The following is a 14,728-nucleotide window of genomic DNA, read 5'->3' as shown; positions in this document are numbered from 1 at the left end:
AAACAAACGGATTGAATTCATGAGAAAACTATTTTTATTCTTAGCACTATCACTAACGACTCTAACTATACAAGCACAGTCTATCAATTGGATATCTTTTAATGAAGCCCTCGAGGCTCAGAAAAATGACCCAAAGCCTATCTTTGTAGATGCTTTTACAAGCTGGTGTGGTCCTTGTAAAATGCTAGATGCTAATACTTTTTCAGATCAAGGAGTAATTGAATACATCAACAAGAACTATTATGCTGTAAAGTTTAATGCGGAAGGAAATGAAACTATCAATTACAAAGGAGTGAAATATACCAATCCTGGTTTTGATTCAGATAGAAAGCACAAAAATGCAACACATGATTTTACCGAGTTTTTAAGAATTCCCGGATACCCATCAATGGTTATCTTTGACGACAAAGGAAATGTAAATAAAACTATTGTCGGTTACCAAACTCCAGAAAAACTATTAAATCAGATATAGATATATCCATTTTATAATTGCCAATATCCCTTTTCATATACATCGTGAAAAGGGATATTGTTTTTTGTACAACTATCTTTTATATATTTCCTAATCCAAAAAGGTGTACGATTACCAATAATGACTTCTTTAAACCGACACTGAGAAAACAATCGATCATAGTTAATTTGAACTTTCCCACTGACAATTAGATATTCGTAATGAACCGATGATAAATAGTATGGACTATCTTCAGTTAAAACAAAAAGGTATATTGTTGAAAGGGCAAAATACGCACAACCTTTTCCGCTTCTAAAAAATAAACGTGCTTTAACGCATCATTCTGATAGTAAAAAAACTTTACAGTATCCTTTTTATAAACATAAGGAAACACTAGGTATTCCTTATGAACATCATCATATAACTTACTATTAGAGAGAATTGCAAACAAATTAAACGAACACAGTAAAGGGATTAACCATAGTTTTTTCCTTGTACGATAAATAAAATACAAACATATAATTGACATAAAGTAGATACCAATTTGATACTGATTAATCTTCACTCCTTCAAAAACTAAAAAACTAAACCACTGTAACTGATCGATCACCCAAGTAAACCCAGCAGTTGTTATATTCAAAACTTCTGTAAAGACAAAAGAGATGCGTCCAAAAATCACTAGTATAAATACATTGAAAATGGAGAGAATAAGTAAGATAGTCACTGCAGGTATAGCAATTAAATTCCCGATTAAAAACCCAAATGAAAACTGCTCAAAATAGTATAATTGTAAGGGAATAAGTCCTACTTGGACTACTGTAGAGATTAATAGTATATCAATAAAGTAATTTACTAATTTATATTTGCCCTTAATTCGACCTACTAAAGGATAGAAAAATACAATACTTAATACTGCTAAATAGGATAATTGAAAGCTTACATTATATATTAACAAAGGCTCTAGTAAAAGGCTAACGACCAATGCTATTCCTACACTATTCGCTAAATTAGTATCTCGATTGAGCACAAAACTCAAACTGATAAAGCTAAACATCAGAACAGCTCGATACACAGGAGGAGAAAAACCGGATAGGAAGACAAAAAACCATAGGGCAATAGTTATTAAAACAAAGCGTACTTTGCGATTAAAGTAACTTACTACCCCTAAAAGCAACAGGTAGATTATGCCAATGTGTAAACCCGAAATCGCTAAAATATGCATAATACCAAGTGTGCTGAATTTGCTTTTTATATCTGCATCTAGCATACTTCTATCACCAAAAACAAGAGCTAAGACAAATGATTTAGCTGTTGTAGTCAATTGCTCTTCATGACTAACATTGTTTATCAGAAACTCTCTAAACCTACGCAATCGATCTCTCCACAAATTACTTTCACCTAATTCCAAAACGTCTGACATATAAACCTGTTCTGTTATCTGAAAAGTTACATACATATACCTTTGATAATCAAAACTTCCTTTATTTTTGATGAATTAAGAACTCTAGGAGTTGATTTAGAATAATAAGTACGGGCAACTGCTAATTCTTCACCATTTTTATTGAAATAATTAACCAGCAAAGGTTTATTAATTATCTGATCATCAACGTTAATGATTCTAGCGATATAACGATTATTATTTACCGTACTTGAGGGCAAATTCTGTTCGATAACAAAAACTAGTGAGGATTCATTCGTATGACTTAAATCAATTAATGACTTTTTAAACACTTGAAAGCTCATACTTAGATGACCCAAACAAAAAAAGATCAAACTAATACTTCCTCCATAGAGGATAGCATTTAATCGAACCGCTCTTACCTTATAGGCCTTCCAACTAGTTATCCACAAAAAACAAAGTGAAATAACAAGAACGACAATACTAAAAACAAAAGCCACATAGCTTTGTAAGATAATCCCTACACAAAGAAATATAGCATAAAATAAAAAAGAGAATTTCAATACTTTCATATATAAAAAGCATCAAAACTCTCTCCAAAATATCTTTAAAAGATAAACTTAATTATCTGATAACACACGATTTATCTGAACAAACCGTCTCTTATAATAATTTTCATTGATAGAAGAAACAATTACCCCCCTACTCGTTGAGGAGTGGATGAATTTAATGTCATCTGGCGTCACCTCAGTAATTATTCCTACATGACTAATGCGGTTTCCTCTTGTATTAAAAAATATAAGATCCCCCTTCTTAGCTTTGCTCTTCTTCACTTTCTCACCCACTCTTGCTAAATCTCTAGAAGTACGGGGCAAGTTCAAATCTGTACTAGCAAAAGCATTAACAATTAATCCAGAGCAGTCAATACCCGAATATGAAGTCCCCCCATAGCGATATCGTACACCTTCATAGTCAAAAGCAGTACTTAATATATCATCTGTAATCATATATGCAGTCTTATCTAGCTCCTCCATAAACTCATCTAATAACACATCAAGCTGTGCTTGAATGTCTTCATCAACTTGTTTACTCTCTTTCAGCACTATGGTCTGTGCCTTTACAGGATTATTATTTAGTTCTAACTTGTCTTGTACAGAGGCATTAATTGATACAGAACTAAGTAACAAAAGGGGTAAAACTATATTCTTTAGTACTTTCATAGTGCTCTTATTTACTAATTAAGTAGGTGTTTACTATTTTTTATTATTTCATCCGCCACATGATCACTTGCTCCAGCACCACCAAGTTTTGTTATTAACTTATCGTAGTTTGTCAATAGCTTTTCTCGATCATCACCTTCTACTATTTTTTTAAATTCTTCTTCAATACGCTTAGAATTACAATCCCCTTGGATTAATTCTACAACAACATCATCATCCATTATCAAATTTACTAATGAAATATATCGCAAGGTAATAATTCGCTTAGCTATTTCATATGATATCTGATTTCCTTTGTATAAAACTACTTGAGGCACACGGAATAAAGCCGTCTCCAAAGTAGCCGTACCCGATGTTACTAAAGCTGCATGAGCTATATTTAACAAGGCGTAAGTCTCATTAAACACAAATGAAATGTTTTTATCTTGAATAAATTGCTCGTAAAATACAGGTTCTTGACCAGGCGCACCAGCTATTACAAATTGATATTGTGGATAGTTGTGTATCACGGAAAGCATTTCTCCCAACAAACGACTTATCTCTTGTTTTCTACTTCCAGGTAGCAATGCGATGATTGGCCGCTCATCTAAGTTGTGTTTGACTCTAAAATCTTCATGTTCTTTCTCCCGATAGTGTGCAATAGCATCTATCAACGGATGTCCAACAAATGTCACAGGATAATTGTGCTTCTGCTCATAAAAGTCTTTCTCAAAAGGCAGAATAACATACATATAATCGACGTCGCGCTTGATTGCCTTTATTCTATTTTCTTTCCATGCCCATATCTGTGGCGAAATATAGTAATGTGTTGGTATTCCTATCTTCTTTGCCCACTTTGCTATACGCATATTAAAGCCAGGATAATCGATAAAGATTAAAACATCAGGATTAAATGATTCAATATCTTTTTTGCACAATGAAATATTGCGTAAAATGGTACGTAAATTCTGAACTACTTCTATAAACCCCATAAAAGCGAGGTCTTTATAATGCTTGATTAGCTTCCCTCCGACACCTTCCATCAATTCCCCTCCCCAAAAGCGAATATCTGCTTGAGGGTCTTTCTTATAAATAGATTTCATCAAATTAGAACCATGCAAATCTCCTGATGCTTCTCCTGCTATAATATAATACTTCATCTAGATAATAAATGTAATCAAAGTTATGATAAAGACTGCTAAAATACACCCTCTCGCATAAAAGTCGTAACGTTTTGTAATAAAAAAAGTAAACAAAGCTAAATTGAATAGGCTTCCTATCGCCATGATTCTTCCTAACAACCCTGTTTTTATTATAAAGTCAAAGTCACTAAACAAATCAAAATGAGTAAATAAAAGCAAGTAAATCTCTGAACCTATTATCGTTACAACAAGTCCTGACAAGAAACCAACCAACATACCTACTAGACGACTATCCATTATAGATCCCATGCATTAATGCTTTTAATTGAATGATGAGAAGTCATATCAAAATGAACAGGTACTAACGATATATATCCATTATCTAAAGCCCATTCATCCGTATCTTCTCCTTTATCTTGATTAATGAATTCTCCCTTAAGCCAATAGTATTCTTTCCCATGTGGACTGATACGTTTATCAAACGTTTCTACCCATGTAGCTTTAGCTTGACGACAAACTTTCACTCCTTTGATCTCATCTGAACTAAGTCTTGGAAAATTAACATTGAATACTACATCAGCCGGAATACCTTTGTTCAAAGCCTCTCGTGTAATTTTCATAATAAAAGGTTTGATATGTTCAAAGTCTGCGTTCCAACTAAAATCTAGTAGTGAAAAACCTATAGCTGGAATACCACTCATACCTGCTTCTAACGCAGCACTCATTGTCCCTGAATATATTACGTTAATAGACGAATTAGAACCGTGATTTACTCCTGACACACATAAATCAGGCTTGCGATCCAATATTTGCCCCAACGCTATCTTTACACAGTCAACTGGCGTTCCCGAACAAGCGTATTCTGCTTCTAATCCTTCATCAATCATTACTTTCTCTAATGTCAATGTATTATTGATTGTCACAGCGTGTCCCATTCCAGATTGAGCACTATCTGGCGCTACAACAATTACATCTCCGATCTCTTTCATCACCGAAATCAAAGCTCTAATTCCAGGAGCAGTTATACCATCATCATTAGTTACTAATATTAAAGGTTTTTGCATCATCTCTTATTTTTATTTACATTCGCTAAAATAGTAAATATTAGCTGATTTTAAAGCTTTACTAATCTTGTCTAACCATAAAAAAGTAGTCATTAGATACTATATTTCCATTTTAACAAATAATTATTTGGTTACTAGTCCGTATCTTTACTTTTTTAACTACTTTAGTTGAAAACTTATTAATGAATGCTATTAAGTTATTTATGAAAAGAAATTATAAGGTTATTTTAATCTTACTAGGTATATCTGCTCTATTATGGAGCTTTATGCCTAAAGAACCTAAAGAAAGTCCAGAAAAAGACCAACTCTTACTAGAGTTAGTTACTTATCTATTGGATCGTACACATTATGATCCTCCCAAAATCGATGATAAATTCTCTCAAAAGGTCTATAAAGAATATCTAAAGTCTTTAGACCCTATGAAGCGTTATTTCACTCAACAGGATATGGCTGAATTCTCTGAATACGAGCTACTAATTGACGATATGATATTAATGAAAGATTTATCTTTCTTCGATTTATCGTACAATCGTATCACACAACGCATGCAAGAGGCCAAAAGTATTTATGCTGAAGTATTAGCAAAACCATTTGACTTTACAATTGACGAAACTTTTGACGCTGATTATGACAGTCTTCCTTATGCTAAGGATCAAGAAGAATTAAAAGCCCGTTGGGAAAAACAATTGAAACTAAATGTACTTTCTACATTAACAGATAACTTAAAGATACAAGAAGGTAAAGAAGTTATTGAAGAAGATGAAGATAGTATTGAAACTATCAAAAAAGATACTAAAAAAGACACTAAACCAGTTGAGAAAAAATCATTTGAACAACTAGAAGAAGAAGCAAGAGATAGCACTTTAAAATCTCTTAACGAGTACTTCGACATGTTAAATGATTTAGAGAGAAAAGATTGGTTCTCAATCTATCTTAATGCAATTGTTGAGCGTTATGACCCACATACTTTCTACTTTGCTCCTGAAGACAAAGAGAAATTCGATGCTAGTATGAGTGGTAGTTTCGAGGGAATTGGTGCCGTTTTAAGAAAGAAACCTGAAGGTGTTGAAATCAACGAACTAGTACCTGGGGGACCTGCCGAAAAAAGCAAAAAAATAGAGGTTGGTGATATCATTCTGAAGGTAGCACAGACTGCTGATGAAGAGCCAATTGATGTTGTTGGTATGCGCCTTGATAATGTTGTGAAACTTATTAAAGGAAAAAAAGAGACAAAAGTTTACTTAACAATCAAAAAAATAGATGGTACTATTAGCGTAATTTCTTTAATGCGTGAAATGATTGAAATAGAAGAAACATATGCTAAATCAGCTGTTATCGAACTGAATGGCAAAAAATACGGATTAATTCACTTACCTAAATTCTATATTGACTTCGAGAACAAAGACCGTAGAAATGCGTTTACTGATGTTCAAAAAGAAATTAAAGAGCTAAAACAGCAAGGTATTGAAGGAATCATTATGGACTTGCGTAACAACGGAGGAGGATCTCTTTCTACAGTTGTTGACATGATGGGGTTATTTGCCAAAGAAGGCCCAGTAGTTCAAGTGAAATCCTCAAAAGGAAAACAGCAAGTACTAGATGACAAAGGAACTCCTATCGTATGGGAAGGTCCTCTTGTTGTGTTAGTAAATAACTTCTCTGCTTCAGCATCTGAAATTTTTGCTGCTGCGATACAAGATTACAAAAGAGGTATAATCATCGGAAGCGAACATACTTATGGTAAAGGAACTGTTCAAAACTTAGTGGATCTAAACGAACTACTAAGCAAACAACCTTTCGGTGACCTAGGAGCGTTAAAAGTTACTCTACAAAAGTTTTATAGAATTAATGGAGGTTCTACACAAAGAGAAGGTGTATTAAGTGATATAATATTACCAGATAGATACTCCTACATCGACATGGGAGAAAGAGACTTAGACAATGCTATGCCATGGGATAAAATTGAAAGAGCTGATTATGTAGCTTATAAAAATGACTTTACACCTATCGTTAACTTGAGTAGAAATCGTATAAAAACGAATGAGCAATTTAACTTAATTGATGAAAATGCTCAATGGATTAATCAACGTAAAGACGAAAAGACTTTTGCTCTTAACCTTGATAAATACCAAGAACGTCAAAAACAAATCGAGGAAAAAGCGAAAAAGTTTAAAGCAATTTCAAAGTATAAAAACACATTGAAATTCTCTTCTTTACCAAGTGAAATTGAACGAGTAGCAACAGACACAATTTTAGAAGATAAACGAGATAGATGGCATGAGCGCTTACAAGGTGATGTATATATCGAAGAAGGAGTTAATATCCTAAATGACTTAAAAAGCTTTAGTGCTGAAAAAGCGAAATAATAACTTATAACAATGTATAGCATCTAATTAAAATGCCACAAACAAGTTATTCTTATACAAGATTAGCGCTCCAAAAATTTAAAAAGAATTTTTGGGGCGTTTTGTCTTTTTACTTTATCATATTTATTAGCGTCGTATCCTTGACGGCTTATTTCTATATTCCAGATTATACTGCAAATGCTAATACAGGCGATCTTGCATTACATTCAAAACAACCAGGGTTTTCAGTTGATTATATACAACTTCCCGATGACTATAAAAGAAGTTTTAGCGAATATTGGACAGGAAGAAAAGAGCCTTTAAAACAGATTGCTATAAGTACCTATTATGTCCAAAATGACATTCTTTTTTACAAAACCTATAGTGATAGACCTGATCTTGAAGATTACAAGCAACTATCCTTGCATTCCTTTAAAACGGAGAATATCAACGAGATTGTTCGTACAAAAAACTTTTGGTTAGGCACTGATAATCAAGGAAGAGATTACCTAAGTCGACTACTCATCGGATCACGTGTTTCTCTATCTATCGGATTTGTAGCCGTGCTTATATCCTTAGTTATCGGTATTAGCCTAGGGGCAATTGCCGGATATTATGGAGGAAAAATAGACACTTGTATCTTGTGGCTAATCAATGTATTCTGGTCTATTCCAACATTACTACTTGTTATTGCTATTACATTAGCCTTAGGCAAAGGCTTTTGGCAAGTCTTTATCGCTGTAGGATTAACCATGTGGGTAGAAGTGGCCCGTGTAGTTAGAGGCCAAGTGATTAGCACTAAAGAACAGCAGTACATAACGGCTGCTCGTGCACTAGGCTACAACGATTATCGTATTATTACAAAGCATATTTTGCCAAACTGTATGGCACCAGTCATTGTTATCTCAGCAGCTAATTTCGCATCAGCTATTCTGATGGAAAGTGGTCTTAGCTTCTTAGGTTTAGGGACTCAAGTGCCAACACCAAGCTGGGGGGCGATGATTAAAGAAAACTACAATTACATTCTCTTAGGAAAACCTTATTTAGCTCTTTTACCTGGATTTGCTATGTTCTTATTAGTAGTTAGTTTCATGCTAATCGGTAATGCACTAAGAGATGCTCTAGACGTTAAACAATAGTTTATTTAATCAATAATTTACGTATATCTGCTTTTGTGCCATTATACACATTTAAATCTACTTTTCCTTTTATACCTTTTATACGACCATTCTCTGTAAATTGCCAAAAGTGCCAATGATCTTTAATTTCTTCAACGAAGAAATTATAATTAGCAATCCAAATAATATGATCTGGAAACTCTCTGTGTAGATAGTTATTGTAATAATGTTCTCCTGAATACAAAACCGGTTTTACCTTGTAATGTGCCTCTACAATAGCTATCCAGTTTTTCAACCCAACTTTAAGGTTTTCCATAGACTGCTTCTTTGGTAAATCTTCAATGTCTAATATAGGAGGAAAGTCTCCTTCTGTCAGCGTTACATTCTTAATAAAGTTATTTGCTTGTTCCGTTGAGTTTTCATCAGGGCGATAATAATGATATGCTCCTCTAATTATATGATTAGCACCCGCACCACGCCAGTTCTCTACATATCTTTTATCCTGACTATCTTTGCCCATCGTAGCTCGGATAAATGCAAATTCTACTGGAGCTTTCCCAATGACTGAATCTACCTTAGACCATGAAATAGCTGACTGATAATGGGACACATCGATACCAAATAATTTGCCTTCATGTCGAGCAACAACCTCAGCTGTTCGAAAGTCAAACATATTCTTCTCCGTTTTTTTTGCGCGTAAATCACTAAAAAAATAATCTAATGCATGCTTATATTTTACACCAAACCAAACACCTAAACCAATAAATACAAAAATAGCGACCAACCATGTCAATTTCTTGATTGCACTATTACTATTTCTTTGCTTTGTTTTCTTTGATCTAGACGTAGTCTTTCTTTTTCTTGTGTTAGTAGTACGTTGAGTTGTTGTACGTGGTAATTGTTTTAATACATCTTCTCCTTTTACCTTGCTTTGCTTATTTCCAGATACACTCATTTTCTTTATTAAAAATAACTTTAAAACACAGCTTATTTTAAACTTCTTTCTCTTGATCTAATTTTAAAACAGGTACTGGTAGTTTTATACCATTCAACTTAAATTTTTTATCTATCTCAAACCGTATATCACTTCCGATACGATCATTATCAAAAGAGTTATCAATAAAATAATAAAGGATAAAGCGAATTGATGACTCTCCAAATGCATCGATAAAAACAATAGGTTTTGGATCTTTTAATACATCTTTATTATTCTCAACGGCTGATAATAGCACTGCCTTGATCAGCTCACAGTCTGTACCTATATATGCTCCGACGTCTATGCGTGCACGCACAACTGGGTCTTCATGAGTCCAATTATACACTATGTCATCAATCAATTTGCGGTTGGGGATAACAATATCTTTCATATTACGTGTCTCTACAATAGTACAGCGCAAATTTATTGTCTTAACCCTTGCTACCTGCCCTTGTGTTTCGATTACATCGCCTACATTCAATGTTTTATCTATCAAGATATATATACCTGCTATCAAGTCTCTGAAAATATCTTGTAAGGCAAACCCTAGCCCTACAAATAAAGCGGCAGAGGTTGTCAAAAACATACTGATATTAATCCCTACAACATTTAATATAAACAAGAAGATAATTAAGTAGATGAAATAATTAACAAAATTAAATACACTTCCTAATCGCGCAGCTACATCTGGTGTCGCCATCTTCATAAATGTATTCTTTAGGATGCGCAATCCATATTTGGTAACCGTCAATGTGAACGCTATAAATATAACTGTTCCTATCGTTATTGAAATTGACTTACTCGTATATAATTCATATTCTAACAACTGGGAAAGAAAATTCTTTAGATCTAACATAATTACTTGTGCTGTTTATTCTCTTATATTTTGAGACACCCCTTTTGCCTAAAAGTCACATCTACTAAGCATCAATATTGGGGCTTTCATTCCTTACTTATAGAAACAAAAATACAGCTATTTTAGTATTATTGCGCTACAATAAGAGGTTATCTAAAACACATTCACAATCTAACTTATTAGGCTGTATATCTTTTTACATACTGTTTTTTTATTATTTAAAAAAGCTCATAAAAAAACACATACCTTTAGGGCTAAAGGTATGTGTTCATATATAGCATTGATTAGCTCTATTTTACACTTAATCGAATAAATCCACTGGCCTCTCCTCCACGAATAACATTAAACGCAGGAATAGCTGAAAAATCACTTGTATCTACTTTGTAATAAGCATTTAACCCCTCCTCTCTATTTATAACTCGTAAAAATACTTGATTATCTACAATTTCAACATTACCTGTTGACAACCCAAAAACAGTATTAGGAACACCTTTAATTCTTTCTACTTGTTTTGAGGCAATATCAACTGCATAAAATGCATAAATATTATTATAGAAATTAGTAGACATCGGTGATGTTTTCTCAATAGAAGCATCTATATACAATTTACCATTCAACGTACGGAAACTCCATAAACTTGCCCCGTCTGGCAACCCTAAATCTCTCGTATTTAACTCCCATTTCTTGTCAAATTCCGTTTCTCCAGCCTTAATTCTAAATATAAAAGCATTTTGTTGCACTAACTCTCTTTTCTCATTAAAATCCCAACCTAAAGTCATAAAATACAAGGCTCCATCGTCTCCTAAAGTCCAAGCTGGATATTCTGACACTGAATAGCCGTGATTTCTAGCTTTATGATGTGTAATTGTTTTTTCTACCTGACCACTTGCAATATCAACTACTGCCAATGTATATTGACCTGTATTATCAATATTTCCATTGCCCTTCTCTGGTGAATAAGTTATACTTACAAATAATTTACCCTCCTTACTTGCTAATGTTTGTATCCCTGTAAAAACATTCTTACTAATACCTTCTCCTTTTTCGATTGCTGATGTCAAGTCTAACTCTCCTATACGCTGCATTGTACTAGGGTTAAACTTTTGTACTTTATTATTTCCACGTTCTCCGTCGAAGTAAAACCCTGTCGTTTCATCTACTATTACATGCTGAGCAGATGTCCCACATTTAATGAATCCACTCTCTTTCAGTTTCCCATTTGCTCCGATGCTATAACGTAAAATCCCCGTCTCCCCTGCTAAATTCGCGCGGCTAAATACCCAGTCTTTATAGTGTCTAAAACCACCATAATTTCTTGCCTGTATAGAATACCCTCCTATATTATCCACTTCTCCTGTTGGCATCTCATCATAGGTAGCGTAATACCCTGATCCATCATTTACTTGCCATTCTGCAGTCAAAACCACGTACTTTCCTTTCGAATCTTCTACCGGATTTTGACTCCCGACAGTCGAATCATCACTTGAACTACAAGAGCTAAGCAACAATGCTAAGGCTCCTATTATAATACTTGATTTAAAATTCTGTCTTTTCATTACTCTATTTTATAATTAATAATTCAACATATAACTTAACTTCACATGAAAACTCCTTCCAGCATTCTGAATCTTAAAGTTGTCATAGATATTACTGTCTAAGATATTTTTACATTCAACATTAATGGTTAACGGAAGAGATTGCTTTGGCTTCCACAAAACACCTAGGTTATGTACTGCTTGGCTAGGAATAATATTAGGTGCATCTACCTTAGCTTTACCCCACAACCCAAGTAGTCCACCAGGCTCAGCATCTTTAGGAATATAGTTCAAATAATATGCATGTACATAGCTAAAGTTATAGTATGCTCGTAAAGCATCTTGTCTAGATAACACATTTGAAAATTGAAAAGTTGCTCCTAAATTTGAAAATAAATAGGGAGTATTACGAAGTCTAGCCCCTTCTAAATATTTCATTAAGGGCTCTTGTATATCAAATAAGCGATAATCCTGATAAGTGATATTTCCTTGAAAAGTTAACCATGACCAAGGTACATAACTCAAATCCAACTCCACTCCTATGCCCTTTACAGACTCAACATTTGTACTCTGTGCAAAAATCAAATTAATTGGCGCTGTCAAAATCATATCTTCAGTCAGACGATAAAACCCATTTCCTTCAACTGTCCACTTCTGTCCCAATTGACTGGTAAAACCGACATTAAAATTGATACTTTGCTCTGGCTTAATACTCGTGTTCGACAATATATAGGATCCATCACCCAAAATTTCCGTCTGATCTGGTAAACGGGTAGCTAACTCTCCTGACAAACGCAAGTATGATGCTTCTGTGATATTAAGTTTTAGTGATTGTGCTATTCCGAATTTACTTGATTCAGCACGTGACGTTTGATCTTTGAGATATCCTGTCCTTCCATTTACTTCTTGCCCACGGGCCGAAGTCATATAATACTTAACTTGTAATAAACTTTCAATAAATTCATTGACAAATACCCCATTCCAACCAATTGCTCCCACTACTTTAGTGTATTCTGCTGGTAAGCTTAATAAATCTACTGGATGATCTCCTATACTAGTCGGGCCGTACACATCACTCCCTTTGCGTAGGTAATCGTTGATCACAACATTCATATCTATACGATGTCTATCTGACAATTGATAACTTAGACCTGTTCTCGACGTAAAATTTGTAAAGGTAAGATTTGCCAATGTTGGCCTCCCAGATTCACCTACACTTCCTGTATTGATAGGTGGGTGATATTGACCATGCCAATCATAAGAGCCTCTTAAAGTATCTACCTGCTTCCCCTTTATCTCACTATAAGCAAAAAACTGATCTAGTTGTCCCTTTCCTTCATCAAACGATTTCTTATAGCGCAAAGTAGGAATAGCTACTGCTTTTTCCTCTGCATAGGAAGCACCAAATGGTCTTTCCATCAATGCAGCAAACTGATTATCTCTTTTTACTAGAAAACTATTTATTCCAAATCGCAATTCATCTGCCCAAGACAAATTGTAAACTCCCCCATACAATTCACTGTAAAACTGTCGATAACGATTGTGAAACAAACGCACCCGCTCAACATCTACTGTAGCAGTCTCAGGATTTACTACTCGTGCATCTACACGATAATTATTATCAGAATAATTATAAAATAAATCTGTTCCGATAAAAAATCGATTATCATCGCTAGTATGGTTAAAGTTAAAAGAAACTCTATGCGTGTTAAATGATCCTAACTCATAAGAGACAGCAACTGATCGATCATTAACCTTTTTTGACACCATATTGATCGCCCCACCTAGAGCATCTGCCCCAATAGTTGTGGGCAAAACACCTTTGTACACCTCCACACGTTCCATCATATTAACAGGTGTACTTGAGATATTATACCCCGCACCTAAATAATCTAAAGGAATTCCATCTTTTAATAATTTAATTGACTTTCCTTGAAAACCATTAAGCACAATATTTGTATTACTTCCCAGACCACCACTTTGACGAACGCGAATACCTGCCGATCTATTCATCATCTCCACTAGTGTTACAGCTTGCTCTTGTACTGCTTTTGTGTCTACTATCTCGGCTTTAACTATAGCTCTCTTAGCTTTTTCATTTTCAGACTTCATAGTCATTACCACTTCGGATAAGTGATGTACTTGATCCACATCTAAGACATAGTGTAAAGAGGACATCGCACTATCCGATACTTTCACAGACTTACTTACTGGTTCTTTTCCGAAGTAGGTGACTAACACTTCATAACTACCTGTTGTTAAATTAGAAATTGAAAAAGCACCTTGCTCATCTGTAACTGCCAAAACGCCCAATCCTTTTACTTCAACGGTTGCTCCTATAGCGCTTTGTCCATTATCTAATAATACAACCCCCTTTATTATTCCTCCCGATTGTGCTACTCCATTGGTAACGTATAGTAAGAGAAAAAACAACCAACTCAGTACGTATTTCTTGTCAATTTTAAACATCTATATATTTGTATTATTTAGAATTATTATAAACTAAAGCAAATATACAAGCCACGATATACGCTAATCACAGTATTATATACACAATTAGCAATCCTCTAAAAAAGAATAGAAAAGAGAGGAAAATAAAAAAGCCCCTTCGATTGAAGAGGCTTTGTGCGGGTAAAAGGACTC

At 34.2% G+C, this 14,728-nt stretch carries 13 protein-coding genes; 3 read left to right on the top strand and 10 right to left on the bottom strand.

Annotated elements, in window-relative coordinates; all coding sequences use genetic code 11:
- Nucleotides 1–19 precede the first annotated feature (19 nt).
- Entirely contained in the window at nucleotides 20–472 is a 453-nt protein-coding gene (locus GJV77_RS01135) for a thioredoxin family protein (RefSeq protein ID WP_155034524.1), read from the top strand.
- 235 nt (nucleotides 473–707) lie between these two features.
- On the opposite strand, the gene GJV77_RS01130 is transcribed toward GJV77_RS01135, so the two are convergent.
- Genes GJV77_RS01130 through surE form a run of 6 tightly spaced genes read right to left on the bottom strand, consistent with a single transcriptional unit; the run spans nucleotide 708 to nucleotide 5,255 of the window.
- Nucleotides 708–1,871: a ComEC/Rec2 family competence protein gene (locus GJV77_RS01130; RefSeq protein WP_162521547.1), complete on the bottom strand. Its 1,164-nt coding sequence runs from the start codon at nucleotides 1,869–1,871 to the stop codon at nucleotides 708–710.
- A 26-nt stretch (nucleotides 1,872–1,897) separates the two neighbouring features.
- A complete protein-coding gene (locus tag GJV77_RS01125) occupies nucleotides 1,898–2,422 on the bottom strand; it encodes a hypothetical protein (protein ID WP_155034522.1) in 525 nt (174 codons plus the stop codon).
- Nucleotides 2,423–2,470: 48 nt separating this feature from the next.
- On the bottom strand, nucleotides 2,471–3,070 hold the full coding sequence (locus tag GJV77_RS01120) for a C40 family peptidase (protein WP_155034521.1): 600 nt from the start codon (nucleotides 3,068–3,070) through the stop codon (nucleotides 2,471–2,473).
- 14 nt (nucleotides 3,071–3,084) lie between these two features.
- Nucleotides 3,085–4,209: a lipid-A-disaccharide synthase gene (lpxB, locus tag GJV77_RS01115; RefSeq protein ID WP_155034520.1), complete on the bottom strand. Its 1,125-nt coding sequence runs from the start codon at nucleotides 4,207–4,209 to the stop codon at nucleotides 3,085–3,087.
- Nucleotides 4,210–4,500, bottom strand: a complete 291-nt coding sequence (locus GJV77_RS01110; protein ID WP_240142793.1) for a hypothetical protein — start codon at nucleotides 4,498–4,500, stop codon at nucleotides 4,210–4,212.
- The gene (gene surE / locus GJV77_RS01105; RefSeq protein ID WP_193563666.1) at nucleotides 4,488–5,255 is read right to left on the bottom strand and encodes a 5'/3'-nucleotidase SurE; all 768 of its coding nucleotides are present in this window, start codon (nucleotides 5,253–5,255) and stop codon (nucleotides 4,488–4,490) included. Before surE ends, GJV77_RS01110 begins: the two co-directional genes overlap by 13 nt.
- A gap of 182 nt (nucleotides 5,256–5,437) precedes the next feature.
- Here surE and GJV77_RS01100 point away from each other — a divergent pair, with 182 nt between their 5' ends.
- On the top strand, nucleotides 5,438–7,621 hold the full coding sequence (locus tag GJV77_RS01100) for a carboxy terminal-processing peptidase (RefSeq protein ID WP_155034518.1): 2,184 nt from the start codon (nucleotides 5,438–5,440) through the stop codon (nucleotides 7,619–7,621).
- Between the two features lie 32 nt (nucleotides 7,622–7,653).
- Nucleotides 7,654–8,739 (top strand): ABC transporter permease, encoded by a 1,086-nt coding sequence (locus GJV77_RS01095; protein ID WP_155034517.1) that lies wholly within the window; start codon nucleotides 7,654–7,656, stop codon nucleotides 8,737–8,739.
- Nucleotide 8,740: 1 nt separating this feature from the next.
- On the opposite strand, the gene GJV77_RS01090 is transcribed toward GJV77_RS01095, so the two are convergent.
- The 4 genes from GJV77_RS01090 to GJV77_RS01075 all read right to left on the bottom strand — a co-directional run bounded on the left by GJV77_RS01090 (nucleotide 8,741) and on the right by GJV77_RS01075 (nucleotide 14,554).
- Nucleotides 8,741–9,673, bottom strand: coding sequence for a glycoside hydrolase family 25 protein (locus GJV77_RS01090; protein ID WP_155034516.1), 933 nt, complete (start codon nucleotides 9,671–9,673; stop codon nucleotides 8,741–8,743).
- 37 nt (nucleotides 9,674–9,710) lie between these two features.
- On the bottom strand, nucleotides 9,711–10,550 hold the full coding sequence (locus GJV77_RS01085) for a mechanosensitive ion channel family protein (protein WP_155034515.1): 840 nt from the start codon (nucleotides 10,548–10,550) through the stop codon (nucleotides 9,711–9,713).
- Between the two features lie 290 nt (nucleotides 10,551–10,840).
- Nucleotides 10,841–12,106 carry a hypothetical protein gene (locus GJV77_RS01080; RefSeq protein ID WP_155034514.1) on the bottom strand — a complete coding sequence of 422 codons (1,266 nt, stop codon included), beginning with the start codon at nucleotides 12,104–12,106 and terminating at the stop codon, nucleotides 10,841–10,843.
- A gap of 15 nt (nucleotides 12,107–12,121) precedes the next feature.
- Complete coding sequence (locus tag GJV77_RS01075; protein WP_155034513.1) at nucleotides 12,122–14,554, bottom strand: TonB-dependent receptor; 2,433 nt, start codon at nucleotides 14,552–14,554, stop codon at nucleotides 12,122–12,124.
- Between the last annotated feature and the right edge of the window lie 174 nt (nucleotides 14,555–14,728).

It is taken from the genome of Myroides pelagicus (assembly GCF_009711055.1).
In the GTDB taxonomy this organism is placed as follows: Bacteria; Bacteroidota; Bacteroidia; order Flavobacteriales; family Flavobacteriaceae; genus Flavobacterium; species Flavobacterium pelagicum.
Note: the sequence above shows the minus strand (reverse complement) of the source record. Positions and strands in the feature narration are given on the sequence as shown.